Source organism: Paenibacillus tengchongensis (genome assembly GCF_008973665.1).
Classification (GTDB): Bacteria; Bacillota; Bacilli; order Paenibacillales; family Paenibacillaceae; genus Paenibacillus_AQ; species Paenibacillus_AQ tengchongensis.
Genome location: NZ_WACP01000013.1, coordinates 96,116 through 114,922, shown reverse-complemented (window position 1 = coordinate 114,922; position 18,807 = coordinate 96,116). Strand labels below are relative to the sequence as shown.

Annotated in this window: 13 protein-coding genes; 1 reads left to right on the top strand and 12 read right to left on the bottom strand. The window is 51.7% G+C overall.

Annotation, left to right across the window (positions count from 1 at the left end; all coding sequences use genetic code 11):
* Window positions 1-3: 3 nt before the first annotated feature.
* Entirely contained in the window at window positions 4-1,614 is a 1,611-nt protein-coding gene (locus F1381_RS20780) for a response regulator (protein ID WP_151736763.1), read from the bottom strand.
* A complete protein-coding gene (locus F1381_RS20775; RefSeq protein WP_187355487.1) occupies window positions 1,589-3,352 on the bottom strand; it encodes a sensor histidine kinase in 1,764 nt (587 codons plus the stop codon). Before F1381_RS20775 ends, F1381_RS20780 begins: the two co-directional genes overlap by 26 nt.
* Window positions 3,353-3,480: 128 nt before the next feature.
* On the opposite strand from F1381_RS20775, the gene F1381_RS20770 reads away from it, so the two are divergent.
* The gene (locus tag F1381_RS20770; RefSeq protein ID WP_187355486.1) at window positions 3,481-5,058 is read left to right on the top strand and encodes an extracellular solute-binding protein; all 1,578 of its coding nucleotides are present in this window, start codon (window positions 3,481-3,483) and stop codon (window positions 5,056-5,058) included.
* Between the two features lie 73 nt (window positions 5,059-5,131).
* Here F1381_RS20770 and bglS (F1381_RS20765) read toward each other — a convergent pair whose 3' ends face one another.
* The 10 genes from bglS (F1381_RS20765) to F1381_RS20720 all read right to left on the bottom strand — a co-directional run bounded on the left by bglS (F1381_RS20765) (window position 5,132) and on the right by F1381_RS20720 (window position 18,791).
* Window positions 5,132-5,887 (bottom strand): beta-glucanase, encoded by a 756-nt coding sequence (gene bglS, locus F1381_RS20765; protein WP_425495286.1) that lies wholly within the window; start codon window positions 5,885-5,887, stop codon window positions 5,132-5,134.
* A 114-nt stretch (window positions 5,888-6,001) separates the two neighbouring features.
* The gene (bglS, locus tag F1381_RS20760) at window positions 6,002-6,712 is read right to left on the bottom strand and encodes a beta-glucanase (protein ID WP_151736854.1); all 711 of its coding nucleotides are present in this window, start codon (window positions 6,710-6,712) and stop codon (window positions 6,002-6,004) included.
* 188 nt (window positions 6,713-6,900) lie between these two features.
* Window positions 6,901-8,523, bottom strand: coding sequence for a response regulator transcription factor (locus F1381_RS20755; protein ID WP_151736760.1), 1,623 nt, complete (start codon window positions 8,521-8,523; stop codon window positions 6,901-6,903).
* 33 nt (window positions 8,524-8,556) lie between these two features.
* Window positions 8,557-10,299, bottom strand: coding sequence for a sensor histidine kinase (locus tag F1381_RS20750; protein ID WP_151736759.1), 1,743 nt, complete (start codon window positions 10,297-10,299; stop codon window positions 8,557-8,559).
* 102 nt (window positions 10,300-10,401) lie between these two features.
* Entirely contained in the window at window positions 10,402-11,250 is an 849-nt protein-coding gene (locus F1381_RS20745; protein ID WP_151736758.1) for a carbohydrate ABC transporter permease, read from the bottom strand.
* The gene (locus F1381_RS20740; RefSeq protein WP_151736757.1) at window positions 11,247-12,209 is read right to left on the bottom strand and encodes a carbohydrate ABC transporter permease; all 963 of its coding nucleotides are present in this window, start codon (window positions 12,207-12,209) and stop codon (window positions 11,247-11,249) included. The genes F1381_RS20745 and F1381_RS20740 overlap by 4 nt, the downstream gene beginning before the upstream one ends.
* Window positions 12,210-12,452: 243 nt before the next feature.
* A complete protein-coding gene (locus tag F1381_RS20735; RefSeq protein WP_151736756.1) occupies window positions 12,453-14,522 on the bottom strand; it encodes an alpha-glucuronidase family glycosyl hydrolase in 2,070 nt (689 codons plus the stop codon).
* 70 nt (window positions 14,523-14,592) lie between these two features.
* On the bottom strand, window positions 14,593-15,936 hold the full coding sequence (locus F1381_RS20730) for an ABC transporter substrate-binding protein (protein WP_151736755.1): 1,344 nt from the start codon (window positions 15,934-15,936) through the stop codon (window positions 14,593-14,595).
* 822 nt (window positions 15,937-16,758) lie between these two features.
* Window positions 16,759-17,304: a histidine phosphatase family protein gene (locus F1381_RS20725; RefSeq protein ID WP_151736853.1), complete on the bottom strand. Its 546-nt coding sequence runs from the start codon at window positions 17,302-17,304 to the stop codon at window positions 16,759-16,761.
* Window positions 17,305-17,558: 254 nt separating this feature from the next.
* On the bottom strand, window positions 17,559-18,791 hold the full coding sequence (locus tag F1381_RS20720; RefSeq protein WP_151736754.1) for a MerR family transcriptional regulator: 1,233 nt from the start codon (window positions 18,789-18,791) through the stop codon (window positions 17,559-17,561).
* Window positions 18,792-18,807 lie beyond the last annotated feature (16 nt).

Sequence of the window (18,807 nt, the reverse complement as noted above, 5' to 3'; positions counted from 1 at the left end):
GCACTAGACCGTGCCCCGGTCGCGGAATTCCTGCGGCGTCATGTCGGCATATTCCCTGAACAGCTTGATGAAATAATGAGCGTTCGAATAGCCGAGCTCGGTGGCAATCTCATATATTTTCAGCGGCGTATGGGTCAGCAGATACGCCGCTTTTTCCATCTTGGCCTGTCCAATATAATCACTGATTCGCCGCCCTGTCTCCACCTTGTACATCTTGGACAGATAGACCGGGTGCATCCTGACATGATCGGCGATGGACTGGAGCGAGATGTAATGCAGATTGTCGTTGATATAGGCATGCACCTTGCGGATCAGCATGGAACGGCTGTCCCGGCGCTCCGAGTCGAAATATTCCCTCAGCCGGCCGATCAGGGTGACCGCCCATTCCCGCAGCATGTCCGGCGTCTGGAACGGCGGCAGCTCCAGCAGCGGATTGCCGACAATGTCGCTCAGCATCTTGTTGTTCTTGTGGGCAAAGTAATAGAAGACGCTCTCCATATGCAGCCGGGCTTCCTGGATATGCTCCAGTGAACGGTCGGCGCCTGCTCCCAGGTCCCGGATAATGGCCTCCAGCTTGTCTTCAATCCCTTGCCAGTTGTTGGCTTCGAACATATGAAAGAGCAGCGGCGGCTCGTAGAGCGGCTGCAGCGCTTCTACCTGTGCGCTTCCGGCGTCGGCGGCATTCAGATAGAATCCGGTTTCGCTGCCGATATGGTGCCGGATCGCGGAGATCGCGCTCTGGTACAGCGGGTAGATCTGCTCCGGGAATGCGCCCCAGCCTGTTGTGACGACCGAGAGGCCGCCGCCGATCAGGGTGCTCACATTGTTCTGCAGCTGGTAGGCTGCCTGCCCAACCTGCTCGCCCCAGCTTTCGGTGCCTCCCTCCTGAGCCTCACGCGGCTGAAGCAGCAGGACGAGGTAATCATGGACATCCTTGCAGGACCAGATATAGAACCGGTCCTGGAACAGCTCATGGGCAATATTAAGAATGGCGTATTCAAACAGCAGCATGCTGTTCATGTCCTGTCTGCGGAAGAACTCCTCCAGCCGGGCTACCGCCAGGCAGACCGGAAGGTCGGGCCGCAGCGGCAGGTCGTACTGGGACAGACGCTCCTGCAGCTGTGACGGAGACAGCTGGCGGCCCTGAAGCAGCTCGCCGAGCAGACGGTCCCGCAGCAGCGGCAGATGCTGACGGAAGGTCTGCATCGTCCGCTGATAGGAGGTCCAGGCCGCCCATTCCTCGCGCTGCTCCTGCTGAATTCTGCGGATCACCTCGATGAACTGGTCGTTGGCAATCGGCTTCAGCAGATAGTCGCTGGCCTGCTCCTGGATGGCCTTGCGGGCGTATTCGAACTCCGCGTAGCCGGTCAGCATGACCACACGCGTCCGCTTCCAGCGGCTGCGGATAGCGGTAATGAGGTCGAGGCCGGACATTTCCGGCATATTGATATCGGTAACGACAATGTCCACGGGATAGCGCTGAAGCAGCTCCAGCGCCTCATAGCCGGAATAGGCCTTGTGCACCTGGTCGAAGCCCAGCTCCCTCCAGGGAACGGACACCGCCAGGTCATCCACGACATAAGGTTCATCATCGACCAGAAGAATTTGATGCATCTTGGACCTCTTTCTTCTCCATATGGAGCGTAATTTGCAGACCACCTGCAGGCGACGGGACAATCTCCAGACCGGAGGCTTCGCCGAAAAAGTGCTTCAGGCGCTGCTGCACGTTCCACAGGCCGCAGCCCCCCGGTGCATCGCCGTCCTCGCGTACCGGCTCGTTCAGCTTCGCGTACAGCTGCCCGATCGCTTCATCGGTCATGCCGGCGCCGTCATCTTCTACGGTGACGGCAGCCCCGTCCCCTGTAAGGTAGGCATGGATACGGATGAAGCACAGGCCGATCTTTTTCTCGATGCCATGAATGATGCTGTTCTCCACGAGCGGCTGAATCAGCAGCCGGGGAATTTGCAGTCCGAGCAGGCTATCGTCAATCTCCATTTCGTAGCGGATCCGCTGCTTTCTCAGGTTCTGGATCGCCAGATAATTCTCAAGCAGCTTCAGCTCTTCGCCCAGCGTAGTCAGGGAGTGGTCAACCCGGGTGATATAACGGTAATACTCGCCCAGGTTAAGCGCCATCGCCTCCACCGCCTCCGTATCGCCGACGACGGCCTTGCTCTTGATGAAATGAAGGCAGTTGTACAGGAAATGCGGATTAATCTGGGACTGGAGCTGCTTGAGATGGGCGTCCTTCACCCGGATTTGCTCCATATACACCTGCTCGATCAGGGACTGGATCGTCTCCGCCATCTCATTGAACTCCTCATTGAGCAGAGAGAATTCAGCGTTGGTCTTCGTATGTATCCGGGTGGACCAGCGTCCCTCCTTCATCCGGTTGAGGGAGCGCAGCAGCAGGCTTACCGGCCGCTGGACCTGGCGGTATAGCTGAAGCGAGAACAGTAGGCTCATCGCCAGCAGGATGGCCGATGCCGTGAAGAAGGAGTACCGGGTGCTGCGGATGGGCTCCAGAATCTCTTCCAGCGGCGAATAATGCACGACCTGCCAGTCCAGGGTGGAGGACGGAACCGAGCTGACAAGGAAGCGGCCTTCCGCCAGGTCGACGATGCGGGTGGTGGACTCTCCGTTCCCGGGAACCGGCAGCATCCCGACAATCCGTTCGGCGATGCTCTGATCGACACCGTGCCTTTGTATAATGCCGAAGGACGGATGATACAGCAGCGTGTCTCCGCTATTCTGGGACTGGTACGTTTCAAACATCCGCTCCAGGTTGGACACGGGAACATACATGACCATCAGCAGCTGTGCCCGCTCCGGTGCTTCCCGGCTCTCCGGAGGGTCGGGAAGCAGCAGCCGGAAGGCGGCGTCACTGCCCCCCTCCGACTTCGGAACATACTGCCAGCCTGCCGGCAGCGGAGCTGAGAGAATGGAAGCATCGAAGGAGAGCGAGGAATCCGAGCCCAGAGTCTCGTCGCTGCGCGGCTTGTAGAGCACAATGCGGTTCTCCCAGGTGCTCACACCTGTCTGCAGCGACAGCTTCTCCAGTACAGTCATTACAGTCTGGCTGGGATCGATTAGATGCCCGAGCTGCCGGATCTGAACGTAATCGCGGATCGTCGGGTCCCGCTGCAGGGCGTACATGCTTCCGGCCAACTGGTTGATGCCGCTATCGAGCTGCTGGGTCAGGAACTCCAGATGGTTCAGGTCGGTGGTTTCGATCTGGCTGGTGATGATGCCGACATCCTTACGGTAGGACACGCCGTAGAAAAAGAGCGTTACCGAGATTAGCGAAAGCAGAACCGCAACCATTTTGACAAACAGATTTGCCCTCCGGGCCATAATATCATCCTTTACAGCAGGCTTTGCCCTATAATTAAAAACCATATCATAATCGGCCGGCAGCCGGTATGATACAATCGGTACGAAACGATAGGAATCGACAAGAACAACGTGGAGGCGAAGGTCTCATGAGAACAGCTTTATCACTGCTCGCGCTGCTGCTGCTGTCGGGCTGCATGTTCCGCAGCGGCAATTCCGGCGGCACCCAGCCCGTTCCCCCGAATGCCAAGCCGGCGGTCACACAGGAGGGCAAATATGTTCCTTCCGTCCAGCTTACGACAGTAGGCTCCGTCAATCCCAATCTGACCTTCAAGGACGGCGAAAGCCTGGAGCACAATGTCCATACCGTCTGGGCGGAAGAACGGCTGGGCATCCGGCTCCGCTATCTCTGGACGATCTCAGGCACCTCCGAGACCTATGCCAACAAGCTGCGGCTCGAGCTGGCCAAGGGCAATATGCCCGATGTGGTGACCCTCCGGGATGCCAATGTCATTCAGGAGCTGATCGATTCCGGACAATTCCGCGAGGTCGGCAGCCTGTTTAATGAATACGCTTCCCCGGTGTGGAAGAAGGCAGTAGCCGAGGACCCGTCGGCCTGGGACGCCTATGTCCGGGAAGGCGGCCGGTACGCCATTCCGATTATGGACTATGAATACAGCTCCGATCCCATCCTCTGGATTCGGCAGGACTGGCTGGATAAGCTTCACCTGCAGGCCCCGGGTACGCTGGAGGAGCTGGAGCAGGTCATGGATGCGTTCGTCAACCAGGACCCTGACGGGAATAGGCGCAAGGACACCTATGGCCTGGCCGTCAGCTTCCGCAATGGCCCCAACACCTGGATGGGCGACAGCAGCTGGGTCTTTGGCGCCTTCGGAGCCGTTCCGGAGCAATGGAACCGCAGCCCGGGCGGAGAGCTGGAATACGGCTCGGTACTGCCCAGCGCCCGCAAGGGAATCTCCCTGATGAAGAGCTGGGTGGAGCGGGGATATCTCTCCCCCGACAGCGCCTGGCTCGACGAGGAGGGCGCCGGTAATCTCTTCGTCTCCGGCAAGGCCGGCATCATTGCCGGACCGTACTGGATGCGGGGCTGGCCGCTGTCCGCCCTGAGCGCCAGAGATCCGCAGGCACAGATCCAGCCGGCTCCGATTCCGTCCGGACCGGACGGCACAGTGATGCGCAGAGGCTCATTGCCAGTCAACGGTGCCATTCTGATCAACAAGAAGATGGAGCATCCTGAAATCTTTTTTACGTATCAGAATTATCTGTTTGATTACTACGCTACATCCACCGGCGAGTTCGCCAACGGGCTTGCGGAGGGCTATGACTGGGCCATGCGTGACGGACAGCCGACGATCGACCCCTCTGCCCTGCCGATGGGCGGCATCCGCGTTGCCTCCTACACGCTGACCTTCGACGGGGCAAGAATCCCCTCCAGGGTCATTAAGGAAATTCCCGAAGATGTCGGGCCCATCCTGCTGTCTCAGAAGGCAGCCTCCCATAAAGAGCAGTTCACCGGCCCGTTAACCCCTACAATGAAAGCAGAGGGCGAGCTGTTGAAGAAGCTGGAGCAGAAGACCTTTCAGACCATTATCTTCGAGGACGGCGATATCGCCGAGTTCGATAATTTCGTAGCGAAATGGCATGCCTATGGGGGAGCGGCGGAAACGCGGGAGGTCAACGCCTGGGACCGTGCTGCGCCGCATTAACCCTGGCAGGTACAAGAAACCGCCTTGGATCAAGGCGGTTTCTTGTCGTGGGAGGCGTCAGGCCATCCCCCGGTTATTCTGGGATAAATCGGACCTTATCGTAGGAAGCATATAGGGGAGCCTGGCCGTCATACGGTTCCAGCCATTCATCGACGCCTGTTCCGTTCCACAAATTCATCATCACCCGTCCCGGGACGGAAGGAATGTTATCCGTCGCCGTATGCACCGGCTGATCATCCACATACCAGGTGATGGAGTCCTTCTTCCATTCAAATGCATAGGTATGGAATTCCTCTGCAGCATCAAAGCCGAGATCATAAATGAACTCATGCCCGCCGGCGCCGTCCGTGAAATAATTGAACTGCACCTTGGTCGTATCCTTGCCCAGGAATTCAATGTCGATCTCATCCCATGGCTCGCCCTCGGATGGTCCGGTATACGTAAAGAATGAGGAGACGATTCCCGGATTGGCTGCCGGCTTCATCGTCACCTCATAACGGCCGTAGCCGTATTTGACTGCCGTACGGTATTCCGATCCGTCATATTGCCCGGCTGAAGGGCTGGTCAACGAGAGGGTAAGCAGACCGTCCTCCGTAAAGGAGATGTTGTCCGCACGCCACGTACAGTTAAACATGCTGCCGTTGGAATAACCGTCGGCCTTGTTCCATAACTCCTCTTGATATCCGTTAAAATCATCCTGCAGAAAGCCTTCCTTCATCTGAACCGTCTCCTTACCAGGCGGATCATTGGCAAGCGTCATTCCGGCCCAAACGGCAGCCGAGATTACAGCGGCCACTCCAGCCGCTATCAACCATTTGCTTTGTTTCAACTCCGCTCCTCCTGTGCTGTTTCTTGCTATAAGCGTACAAAATACGCGGAGCGTCCGCCATACCAATGTGTCAACCCGGATAACAAATTATGAAGATGGCCAGAGGCTGCCCGTTTAGTTGCTAGTGTATTTGACCCAATCATAGTAGGCAAAGAGCGGATTCGCTCCATTGTAGGCACCCAGCCAGGAATCGACGCCGGTGCCGTTCCAGAGATTCATCATGATTTTGCCGGGATTGGATGGAATGTTGCTGGTTGCCGTATGCTTCAGGACGCCGTCCACATACCATTTGATGGAGCCCGGCTGCCAGTCGAAGGCATACGTATGATAGCCGCTGGCGGCGTCAAAGCCGAGGTTGATGATCTTCTCATGTCCCCCTACGCCGTTGGTGTAGTAATTGAACTGCACCTTGGTGGTGTCCTTGCCCAGAAACTCGATATCAATTTCATCCCAAGGCGTCCCGTCGGTAGGGCCGGTATAGGTGAAGAAGGAGGAGACAATGCCCGGATTCTTCGCCGGCTTCATCCGCACCTCGTATTTGCCGTAGCCGAACTTGTGGACCGAACGCATCTCCGCTCCGTCGAATTTGTTGTAGCTGGGGCTGGTCAAGGCCAGGCGCATTTCGCCGCTGCCGGTGAAGGTGACGTTGGCTGCGCGCCAGGTACAGTTGAACATGCTTCCGTTGGAATAACCGTCTGCCTTCTGCCAGTTGGCGGAATTATAGTAGGTCAGAGGCTCATCGAAGACGGTGGCGGCAGAAGCGGACGGGGCGACGGCCAGCAGAGTGGAGATCAGTAGCAAGCTGCTGGTAAAGAGCTTTTTCATCCTGAACATAGAATGGCATTCCTCCTAGAATGAAAGCGTTTAAATACACTCTAATCGTATTCATTCCTCTTATTTCCAGCCATACCAATATTTCAATCTAGATAACAAAAAACCAAGGTTCTGCTGCAAAGGGTGATTAACCAACCTCAATTTATCAAGTCTGGCATGCTTGTCCCCTCGTCTGCTGCCTAATTTTTTATAAGTTCTGTAGGATTCATCCCGGTGATTTTTTTGAACAGCGTGCTGAAATAAGGAATGTTCTTATAACCGACCCGTTCCGCCACTTCATACACCAGCATATTTCGTTCCAGGAGCAGCTCCCGCGCTTTTTCGATCCGTACCCGGGTCAGATAATTATTGAAGGTCTCACCCGTAATATTCTTGAAAATAATAGACAGGTGGTTCCGCGAAATGAATACCTTATCCGAAAGTTCGGCGAGTGTAAGCTCTTGCGCATAGTTCTCATGAATATAGCTGGTCATGAATTCGACAACCTGCCGGTGCTTGCTGCTCCCTTTCCACTGCCGGCTGGTGCTGATTCTTGTAATCTTATCTATCAGCCAGCCTGCCAGCTGGTCCGGTATGACCAGGCTGCTGATTTCCTTGGCAATCTGGTCTACAGTGAACAGCTCATCCAGCACAAAGCCGGATTCATACAGCGAGTAGGTTATAATCCCCCACAGCTCACTTCCAAGCATTTGGACATATCCCGGTGTGACCCCTTCCTGCTTTTTCATTTCCGTTATATATTCCAGCACAAGCTGATGCGCCTCCGCTTCCTGAGACGTCTTCATGGCTGTAGCCAGCTTATACGAGAACTTGACCGGAAAGAGGGCAACCTTGCCCGCTCCGCTGCTGCTATTCTCCTTGTACCTGTACACCTCATGTACGGAGGAGGTCCGCAATATCCTTTGATCCATCGCCCGGAAAGCTTCCTCTGTCGAATCGGAGAGCCGGGTCCATGTATCCTTCACTCCTCCGATGCCTATACGTGTAACCAGCTTAAGGTAGCTGCCGATGTTGTCAATCAGCCGGATCCCCAGCTCTTCCAGCCTGTTCTCCAGCTTGTTGTCAGGCAGGCCCGCATCCGGATGAATGATCAGCAATGCCCTGGTACTGTGCAGCTCTGTGTATTCCAGATCAGGGAACAGCTTAACTGCAACTTCGCAAGCAATATTGCTGACCGCAAAGCGGAACAGATTCCAATCGGAGACAGATAAGCAACTGGCCCGTTCATCACGGATCAGCTCGATGCCGACTGTGACATGCTTGCGTTCCTGCCAGAAGAGATAGGAAGGCGGAAGACGCGTACTGTCCCTGTACACAGGGTCAAGGGTACCCACAGCAGCAGAGCGGACCCACTCCTTCTCTACAAAAGGTTCATACATCGTCATCTTAAACTCCAGCTCCCACTGCCTGATGCGCTTCTCCTCCTCCTGTTCCAGCTCCTGAACAACATTGCCCAGAATCGATTTCAATGTCGGCAGACTGATTGGTTTGGATACATAGTCCGTAACATGGAATTTAAGCGCCTGTCTCGCGTGCTCAAAATCTGAATACCCGCTTAGAATAATGATTTTGCCTTCAAAGCCTTCCTTCCGAAGCTGTTCCATCATATCCAGGCCGCTCATTACGGGCATATACAGATCAGTGATGACAATATCCGGCCGTGTACGGCGGATAACCTCCAGGCCATCCTCGCCGTTCATAGCTTCTCCAGCCCATTCAGCTCCCAGCTCATCCCAGGGAATGGCCCACTTCATTCCCTTCAGAACTTGCCGTTCATCATCAATGATAGCGATTCTCCACACTGCGCTTCCCTCCTTATTCTTCACTACCGGGGCTCAAAGGCTCCTTGTTTCTGCCAGTGGCTCGGTCATTAGCGGAAGCGTGATTTCCACTCTGGTTCCGCCTTCTTCACGTTCACTAAGCACGATTCCATAATGCTCACCGAAATAACCGGTTATCCGCTCTCTTACATTTCGTATGCCGTAGCCGCCTGTAGGACGGTTATGTCTTGAGCCTTCAGGCTCCCTCAATCCGGAGCCGTTATCCTCAATGACAATATGCAGAACATCAGCAAACCTCTCCATTAGGATCGAGACACAGCCGGTTCTCTGTTTGTTAAAACCATGAATGATGGAGTTCTCCACGAACGGCTGCAGGGTAAGCTTTGGAATATATAACTCTTTAAGCACTGACGCCGCCTCGATCCTGAATTCAAGTCCTTCTCCCCAGCGCAGCTGCTGGATTTCCAGATAACATTTGATATGCAGCAGCTCATCAGCTACCGTGATGAAGCTGTTGCCGTTGGACAACCCGATCCGAAACATGCGGCCCATCAGCTCCAGGATGCGGCTAAGTTCGTCCTGTCCGGCCTCAATCGCCATCCAGTTGAGCTGATCCAGCATATTATAAAGGAAATGCGGATTAATATTGGCCTGAAGCGCCTCAATTTCGGCTTTACGCTGCTGTTCATAACGGCGTTCAAGGGAGAGATACAGCTCTTCTATCCTTTCGTTCTGCTTCCGGTATCCGGAGAATAAATAACCGAATTCGTTCTCATAATCCACCGGAAGCTCTGCATTGTCTCCCCCTACGGAGTACCCCCGCATCGCAGTTACCAGCTTTTTGATCGGCTTGGTAAACTGCCTGCTTAAAAAGTGGGTCAGCAGCAGCACGAGCAGCACTGCTGCTACACCGATCAGACCAATCCATTCCGCCAGCTTCAGGCTGCTTGCCGTGATTTGTTTCCAGGAGGTGAATTCAATTAGCGTCCATACAGAATTATCCATCCTGGAGTAGACGAGTAGCGTATCACGCGCTCCTTCTTGTGCGGGAATATGGACATATCCGGATTTATTGCTTCTCAGATCAATCCAACGGGACCAGTTGGTCTGACCCATCGCATCGCCTATCTGCATCATTTGCTGGCCTTCACTGTCCGCCATGATCCGGTTGGAGCCGGCAGAATTGCCGGTAAGCAGTTTCCTTATTTCGCCCGCTTTAATATGGACTACAAGAACGCCCAGATAGTCATTTTCATAGATGATTTTCCGGAAAAAGCTGAGGACCGGGACCTCGCCTTGTATGCTGGGGAAATTGTACTCCTTGGACCAGCAGAAATCGCTTTGTGCCAGACACTCTGATCCTTCACGCTTATCCAGATCAGCGAGATTCCGGAATTGAATATAGTTTTGCCGTTCACTTTGAATGGGGTTATCCATATAGAGGTCTATCCCTTGAATCAGCGGAATGGCATAGGTTAAATTGGCGAGAGCGCTTTCAACATTTACGCGTCTGCGGTATCTTTCAAATTCATCCTGCCTGTTCAGCAGATAATTGGTCAGCTCACCGTCACGGGAGCTGGATAGTGAAATCTGTTCAATCATGACCAGGCGGGTCGTAATTTCATTATTCAACTCATCCAGCAGCAGCTGCTGGTAATGGGAGGTCGTTTGAACGAGAGCCTTGGAGGAGTTGCTGTAGCTGGTCCATGCGGTAACCCCAATCACCGCAATAAGCACAATGGCGAAGCTATGAAAAAAAAGGCGGTCAATTCTATATTTTTTGAAAGGATTAATCAAGGACTTCTACCTTCCTTTAACTCTTGTTCAGACATAATAAACGGTAAAGCTGCGAAGGGCATTTCCGCGCTTTACCGTTGACAGATAGTGTTTTTTTACATTTTATCCTTTAATACCTGTTGTTGCAATCCCTTCCACAAAATACTTTTGAAGGAACATGAAGACGATGGTTGCCGGAAGAATGGATACTAATGACATAGCAAGCAGCTGCCCCCATTCGGCTGCGGACTGGGAATCATTAATCATTCGAAGCGCAAGGCCGACCGTATATTTGTCTACCGTGTTGATGTACAGCAGATGACCCAGGAAATCATCCCAGTTCCACAGGAAGCAGAAGATGGTTACAGTTACGATTGCCGGAAAAGTAAGCGGCATTACCACTCTCCAGAAGATACCGAACCAGGAACATCCGTCAATCTTGGCGGATTCATCCAGTTCTTTGGGGACACCGCGTATAAATTGAATTAGCAGAAAGACGAAGAAGCTGCCCCCCGCTCCCCCGGCCAGCAGATGAGGAACAATAAACGGGAGATAGGTGTTTACCCAGCCCAGCTGATGAAACAGGGCATATTGAGGAATGATCAGCACTTGTCCAGGCATCATTAAAGTAAGCATAAGGATGGAGAACCAGAAGTTCTTAAGCGGGAAATCCAGTCTGGCAAACCCGAAGGCAACCAGTGTAGTGGATAACAGCGTAGTAACAATAACTGCTAATTCAAGGCCGAAGGTATTGAGATAAAAATCAGTGAATGTATGTCCGGGAACGGCATTCCAGCCTTTGGTGAAGTTACTCCACTGCGGAACAGACGGGAAAATTGACGGCGAATTAAGCTCAGTGGCGTGTTTCATGGATGCACCGATCCACCAGAGAACCGGATACACCATAACAAAGCTAAAGAGAATCATGAACAGATGACGAAGCACCGGCTTCCATTTCAGTGTGGCTGTCATTTGCGTTCCCCCCCTCTAGTGTCTGTTTCATAGAACACCCAATACTTCGAAGTATAGGAGATCAGGACTGTAGCGGTTACAATGCCTACCAGCATAATCCATGCAAGTGCCGAAGCATAACCAAGCTCGTACCGGCTGAATGCCCGTTCATACAAGTACAATGCATATACATAAGTAGCGTTCATCGGACCGCCGTTCGTAATGACAAAGGCGGAGGTGAACATCTGGAAAGCGCCAATGACGGCCATGATCAGATTGAAATAGAGGATGGGTGAGAGCATCGGCAAAGTGATTCGGAAGAATTGTGTCACTTTATTGGCTCCGTCTACGGAAGAAGCCTCATACAGATCATTTGGAATTTGCTTCAGTCCGGCCAGAAAAATAACCATCGTGGAACCGAATTGCCAGACTGTCAGCAGAATCAGCGTGCCCAGCGCCGTATCAGGACTTGTAATCCAGCCTTTTCCTTCAAAGCCAAAAACGCCAATCAGCTTGTTAAAGATCCCGTCTACTCCGAAAATATTGCGCCAGAGCAGCGAGACTCCGATACTCCCTCCAATCAGCGACGGAAAATAGATCGCTGTCCGGTAGATGCTTATCCCTCTTACTGCCTTCCTAAGAATCATAGCGACGAAAAGTGCAGCCATGAGCTTCAGAGGTACGGAAGCCAGCACATAAATGAGGGTTACCTTAGCCGATTGGATGAATTTCGGATCTGCTGTGAAGATTCGCTCATAATTGCGGGACCCGATCCAGCTCATCGGCTGCATCAAAGTGTAGTCGGTAAACGAATAATAAAGGGATAGGAATAACGGATATGCCGTTAGCGCTAGAAACCCGATCAGCCAGGGAGAAATAAACAAATAGCCTGCAAGCGGAGCGTTCCATCTGCTTCGGAAGTATGGGCTTTTGTTCGCCTTCGCAGCGGATGGGGCTGTGGCGGCTGTGGAACGGTTCATCGGTAGTCACCTCTTGTGTGTTTAATTTGATGCTTTAAGTATATAATCCGCGTATCACCCGCTAAAGGAGGGGAATGCTCGATTTCTTTCAAAATATAACGATAAAATGTCTGGCCAGAGCAGGGGCCTTGGCATGGAAGCCGATTCAAGTACTTTGCGCTAATAAATAGAAACTCCTAAATTCCATAAAAAAGAAGCGGTATTCACCGCTTCCCCGCTATGCTATCTCTTTAAAAAGGTTCATTAATAGATTGTTCTTCCGTGTGCATCAGCAATGCCGCTCTTCCGGAAGAAATAAGTATTGATTACATCCCGCCATTCCCTGGCATGCTCAGCCTGCTCCGCAAGACGGTCTGCGACCTGCCCGTACGCCGTTTGCTCCACTGCTCCCTTCATAAGCATCCAGGCGGACAACAGTCCGGCTGCCCGTTCCGCACCTTCGAAATGGGTGTCATAGATATGCTGAATCACGGATTTACCCGAATGGAGCACATGAGTATAAGGCACATGATGGAAGAATAGCAGCAGCTCATCCGGACAGCGTTCGACCGACTCATACATCTCCATATTAACCCGCTCGTACTGGGTTGTATAACCGGTTCCGGTGGCCCTGGTACGGTCCACACCGATGCCATGACAATCCGCAAAGTGATAGGTGCCCCACTTAGAATACTCATATCCATCAACATTGGGCCCATAATGATGGTCAGGATTCACCATAAATCCGACGCCCAACGGGGCTGTGTACGATTCGTAAATCTCCCAGGAGTCCATGAGAATGCTTAACAGGGTTCGGGACAACGTCCCGTCTGTACCAAAAGTAAGGGTAATCCACTCGCCGGCAATCTCTTCGGCAGACAGCTCCGGATTCCAGGCCAGACGGCCATACCCGTATAAATTAGCCTGTGCCAGCAGATGGCCCGTCCAGTTGGTATCCTTCCCGATATTGGAGACGGCAGCACAACCGCTGTAGGTATTGCCGTGAACACTTCCGTCCACAATGCGTTTAACCGTAGTGCCTTCCCCATGGAGACGGGTATCAAAATTCAATATCTCCTTCCACTGGGGCACCAGGTAGCACACATGCCGCTGCTGACCGGTATACTCCTGGGCAATCTGGAATTCGATGATCTGATTGGTCTCCGGCATAGCCCCAAGCAGCGGCGAGACTGGCTCTCTCACCTGAAAATCAATCGGTCCGTTCTTAATCTGCAGGATGACATTGTCCATGAAACGTCCATCGAGAGGCCGGAAATGGTCATAGGCAGCCCTCGCCCGGTCAGTGGTACGGTCGCGCCAGTCCTGCTTACAGTTATACACGAAGCAGCGCCAGATTACGATTCCGCCATGCGGCTTCAGCGCTTCGGCCAGCATATTGGCGCCGTCAGCGTGATCTCTCCCGTAGGTGAACGGTCCGGGCCGGTTCTCTGAGTCGGCCTTCACCAGAAATCCCCCGAAATCAGGAATGGCTGCATAGACTTGCGACGTTACCGCGCTCCACCATTCACGGACCTCCGGATCGAGGGGGTCTGCCGTGGAGAGTCCGCCGATTTCTATAGTGCTGGCATAATTAATGCTCAGGAACACCTTGATCGAATAAGCGCGAAAGACAGCCGCCAGCTCCGCCACATCCGGCAGGAATTCGGTCAGCAGCCGGCTCTCCACCCGGTGGACATTCACATTATTGACGGCGATCGCATTGATGCCGCTGGAGGCCAGCAGGCGGGCATAATCCTGAACACGCTGCAGATTGCTGGTTACACGGTTATTTTCATAGAAAATAGAGCTCCCGGCATACCCGCGCTCCACACTCCCGTCCATATTATCCCACTGGTTGATCATACGCAGCTGATTCACCGGGTTCTCCAGAAGATTCAAATCCTGTACGGAACCTCCTGTACCCATGATCCGCAGCAAATGGAACACGCCGTATAGTACACCTGCCGGTGCAGCTGCCCCGATGGCAATATTGCCGGTAAGGCTGTCCGTTCGGATGGCGTAGCCCTCCGCTCTGATAGCTGCGCTTCGTTCGGCGCTGAACAGATCATCGATCACTGCACCAGTTCCGAAGGTTCCTATAATGATATTGGGCGTTGTCCCGGCTATCCCGGAGACAGATGCTTTATTCCCTGTGATTCCCTCCAGCCCTTGAGCCAGCTCGTTGACAGCCGTTCGAAGAACAATATCCTCCTGGTCAGCGGCAACAATATGGTGGTAAGCATCATACGGCCCAGCCTCTGCATCCTTGGCACGGCGGTACTGCAGCCAGGCCAGATACCCGTCTCCAGGGTGATACCATACAGAATTATTCATGACTAAGTCCTCCCTGCACTGAAATAAATGCAAGACCCGGAACAGAACTGCTCCGGGCTTTCGTTTTGGATTATTTTTCGTAAGACTGGGACGCTTCTTTCAGCTGTTCAAAGGCTTTCTCCGGCGTCACTTTACCAAAGCTGAGCTGATCCCGGACAAGCACCCAGTCTTTATCAATAAAGTTAGTCCAGCCGCCTGCACCGGCTGACCAGGTCTGGCCGTCCGGCTCTGTAGCACGGAGGAGACCTAAACCTAACTTATCCAGATCACTCATACTTGCCTCGAGAGAAGTGGCAATATCTTTGTTAGCCGGCAGTCCGCGGAATGTCTGAAGAATATTGCCTGCCTCCGGATCATTGACAAACCAGTTGATGAATTTCTTGGCTTCTTCTGCATGCTTGGAATTTTTAGAGACGGACAGATACATGGATGGCTTCAGCCATCCGCCTGCTTCTTCTGCACGCGGCATAGTTACAAGTGCGTATGCGCCTGGTTTGATACTGTCCCAGGTTCCCAGGTTATTGGAGAAGCTGTACCGGAACAATACCTTGCCCGCTGCCATCAGGTCCATTTGCGGATCAAATTCTTTATCGGAAGCATTTAAGTCAGCCGGAGGGACGAGTCCTTCCTTGCGCAGCTCTTCGAATTTCTTGGTCCATTCCAGAAAGGTGGCTTGATCCACGTTGAAATGACCATCATCGGTGATGACCTGGCCTTTACCTCTGGCGTATTGATAGGCTGAATACATAAAGTAGTTGCCTGCATAGTCAATGGTGAAATATTGTCCGCTTGGCAGCTTGGATTTGGATTCCTTGGCCAAGGCGAAGAAATCATCCCAGGACCAGCCATTGGCCGGACTCGCAATCCCGAGCTTATCCATAGCGGCCTTGTCGTAGACCATGCCAAATGCAACCGAGCCTAGAGGAACAGCATATTGTTTACCGTCCAGCTGTCCTCCAGCCAGCAACTTCCCATCAAATTTACTCACATCCACCTCAGGAGCCAGCTCTGCCAACTGGCTGCGTCCCATCCAGTCAGGCATCCAGCCCGGATCAAGCTGAATGATATCCGGTGCGTTATTAGCTGCAGCCTGTGTCGATAATTTGTCCAGATATCCGTCCATACCGGAATATTCCGGCTCAAACGTAACATTAGGGTTGTTCTTGGTGTATAGTTCCAGCGCAGCAAGCGTCGCCTCGTGGCGCGGCTGGGATCCCCACCACATGATACGCAGCTTAACCGGTTCATTACTAGGTGCAGTGTTGCTAGGTGCAGTCGTTGCCGCAGTATTACTGCCGGCAGGCTCAGCAGCAGGTTCAACATTGTTGTTATTGGCTCCGCCGCCGCATGCAGTCATCGTTCCTAGCAAGGCCGTCATGGCCAAAACTGTAAGAGAACGCTTCCATTTCAACATCCTTAACCCTCCTAAATTAATCTGTAATCACTTGCTACCCCGTTATAGTAACAGCTATAAATGGAAGAATATATGAGGGTGATGCACGATTTGTTTTAAAATCTCACGGAAATAAACAGGAGCTCTGCAGCTCATTTTCACAAGTATGTATCAGAACACCACTTAATCTAGAGTAAAGGGCTGAATGAATTCAGCCCCTCCTCATCAAACCGTACGTGAGGTTTTCCCTCATACGGCTTTCCAGTGTTTGTCATTTATGGGCATGCTGATTATAACAGCGTTTTTAGTCCATACATGTTGGCTATATACTTAACCTCAGGCAATGCACTCATCCTTCCCCCACGTTGTCTCTTCTTCGCATACCACCGGTTTCATCTCTGCAAAATGTACCAATCCAGCTTGGCTAACCTCTTTTGGCTGTAGTTCGTGTAGCACGCTTCGGATGCGCTCTTCTGCCTTCTTCGTCCCGCATGAAGCAACTTCCGTACAAGAGTGGCTTGGCCCCTCTCTTGGTTGGACTTGCACCAACTAGATAATGCGTGCCTCTGGGCACGCCCAAGCAAAAAAAGAGGGGCTCGCGCCCCTCTTAACTATTTCTTCAACTACTCAAGTACCTAATATATTCTTTATCTTACCTACATAATACGCGAATGCTTGAACAGGATATAAATCTGTCATTTCTGATTTCACTACACCGTTTAATTCATTTCCGCCGTCGATAAACACTTGTAAATCTCATACCAATCGCTCACCCATTGATCATCTCTTGAACAGACCGTCCAACCACCTGATTATCTTCTAGCGCTACAAGCCCAACTAATATCACTCTGCCCATACTCGATGAATGTCAGGCTTATTCTCTCCCGAGAAGGTTAGATGAAATACATCAGGATTGGATAAGGCTTCCCACTCCCTAAACCCGATTCGGTCATCAAAATGCTTAAGAAGGAGTGAGATCAGATTTCCATGTGAAACTAATACAATGCTGTTGTTCTCACCATTCAGAACTTCCATTACAACATTAATAGCACGGCTCATAGCCGTGTTACTGGACTCTCCACCCAAATAACATAGGTCTAAGTCATCGTATGTCTTTCGCAGCATATTTCGCCAGTCAGGATGATTCTTGCTTGATAAAAGTCTCTCAGCCAACCTATCATCCAAAGTAACTTCTATACCTATTTGTTTAGCCAATGGAGCTATGGTGCGGTAAGCCCTCTCAAAAGGACTTGAAATGATAAAATCAATATTTTTATCTAAAAAAAATTTAGCAAGAGTCTCAGCTTGTTGAATACCTGGTTCAGTTAGCTTAGCGTCAAGCTCTTGCCCATCTGCTTTGCAATGTCGCACAACATAAACATGTTTCACCATTATAAATCCATCCACCCTTAGCTTCCCCTGCAATCCAGGGTCCCTAGTTTATTCCTTCAAGATGAAATTCGTAATATCCAACGTCTTGATTTCTGAAACATGGTCTAATTTCTTTCCATTCGCCTTCCCTTTTGATTTTTATGAAAGGAGGCTCATTCTGGCAAATGTGTAATTCTTATTACAGGATGCCGGACTGTCTCGTCTGCTCACTTTATTGGATAATAAAAATTGATTATAAGAGAACAACTTAGTTATTTACGAATAGAGACGAATAACCCGACCTCTTTAGTAAGATGAATGGCGCCTACAGCATGGATCTGTTCATTCAGCAAGTTCTCTAGTTGAGACAGGCGGGCGTCCGTGAAATTCTCACGGCCTCCAGGAGTTGTTCGTATGTAATCGATTAGGGGCTTAGAATCCGTTACCCGAAGTGCATCCTCATATCGCTCCAGACGAATATCCACGAAACCTGCAGCTTCTAGCTGATCTTCCCCGTTCTCTAACCCAAACTCGCAGGCAAAATCCTGACGTCCAAAATCATAATTTGGATTCAATTCGCTTAGATATTTTTTTACTTCTACCATATGGTGCCTCCCCATCGTGGATGAGAACAACATGCCTCCAGGCTTCAGAACACGTCGAATTTCCTTCAAGGACTGGTGGCGTTCGGTTACATGATAGAGCATATGATTAGCCAAAATCACATCAAAACTTGCATCTGGAAAAGGAATCGAACGAGCGTCTGCCGGCGCGAACTGAAATCGATTAGCAGGAACGTAATGTTCTAGACCCTCCCTGGCATCGTTTAACATCCCCTCGGAAAGGTCTGTTAGCGTAACGTCCCATCCTTCCGGTATCCGATCGGCATTCCGTTTCCACAAAGTTCCGTCCCCACAACCCAGCTCAAGGATCTTGCTAGACTCTGGTATAATCATTTGATCAAAAAGCCACAGATGCCATCTGTAAGGATTTACACTGAAGTCGTCATGCAAACGAATCCTCGTCTGCAGGTTGAACGCGCTCTCATACTCCTGGTTAACAACTCGGATGATGGAAGCGAATAACTCCCAAGCCGGACTACTTTCAGAGAATTCAACATCGGACCCCTGACTCTCCTGCTCCTTGTGTTCCAAGCTTTCCAGTAGCGAAAGGGTCTCCTTAACTGTTTTTTGGACCAGACGGAGATGTTCCATCTTTTGACCGATAATTGTACTCTGTACTCTTAAGGATTCCTTCAGGTCCTCTTCATGCCCGTCGCGGTGTATAATTCTACTGATCTCGTCTATGGTCAAACCGATATACTTTAGGGTCAGAATTCTTTGGAGCCGTGCCAAATCTTGCTTCGTGTAATACCGATGCCCGGTGCCCGTTCTATAACTTGGACTTAGAAGTCCTACCTTATCGTAAAACTGTACGGTTCGTTTAGTTACACCCGCCTTGTCCGCAAAATGTCCTGCGGTCATCCATTCACCTTTTAAATGCATTCCATTTCCTCCGGCA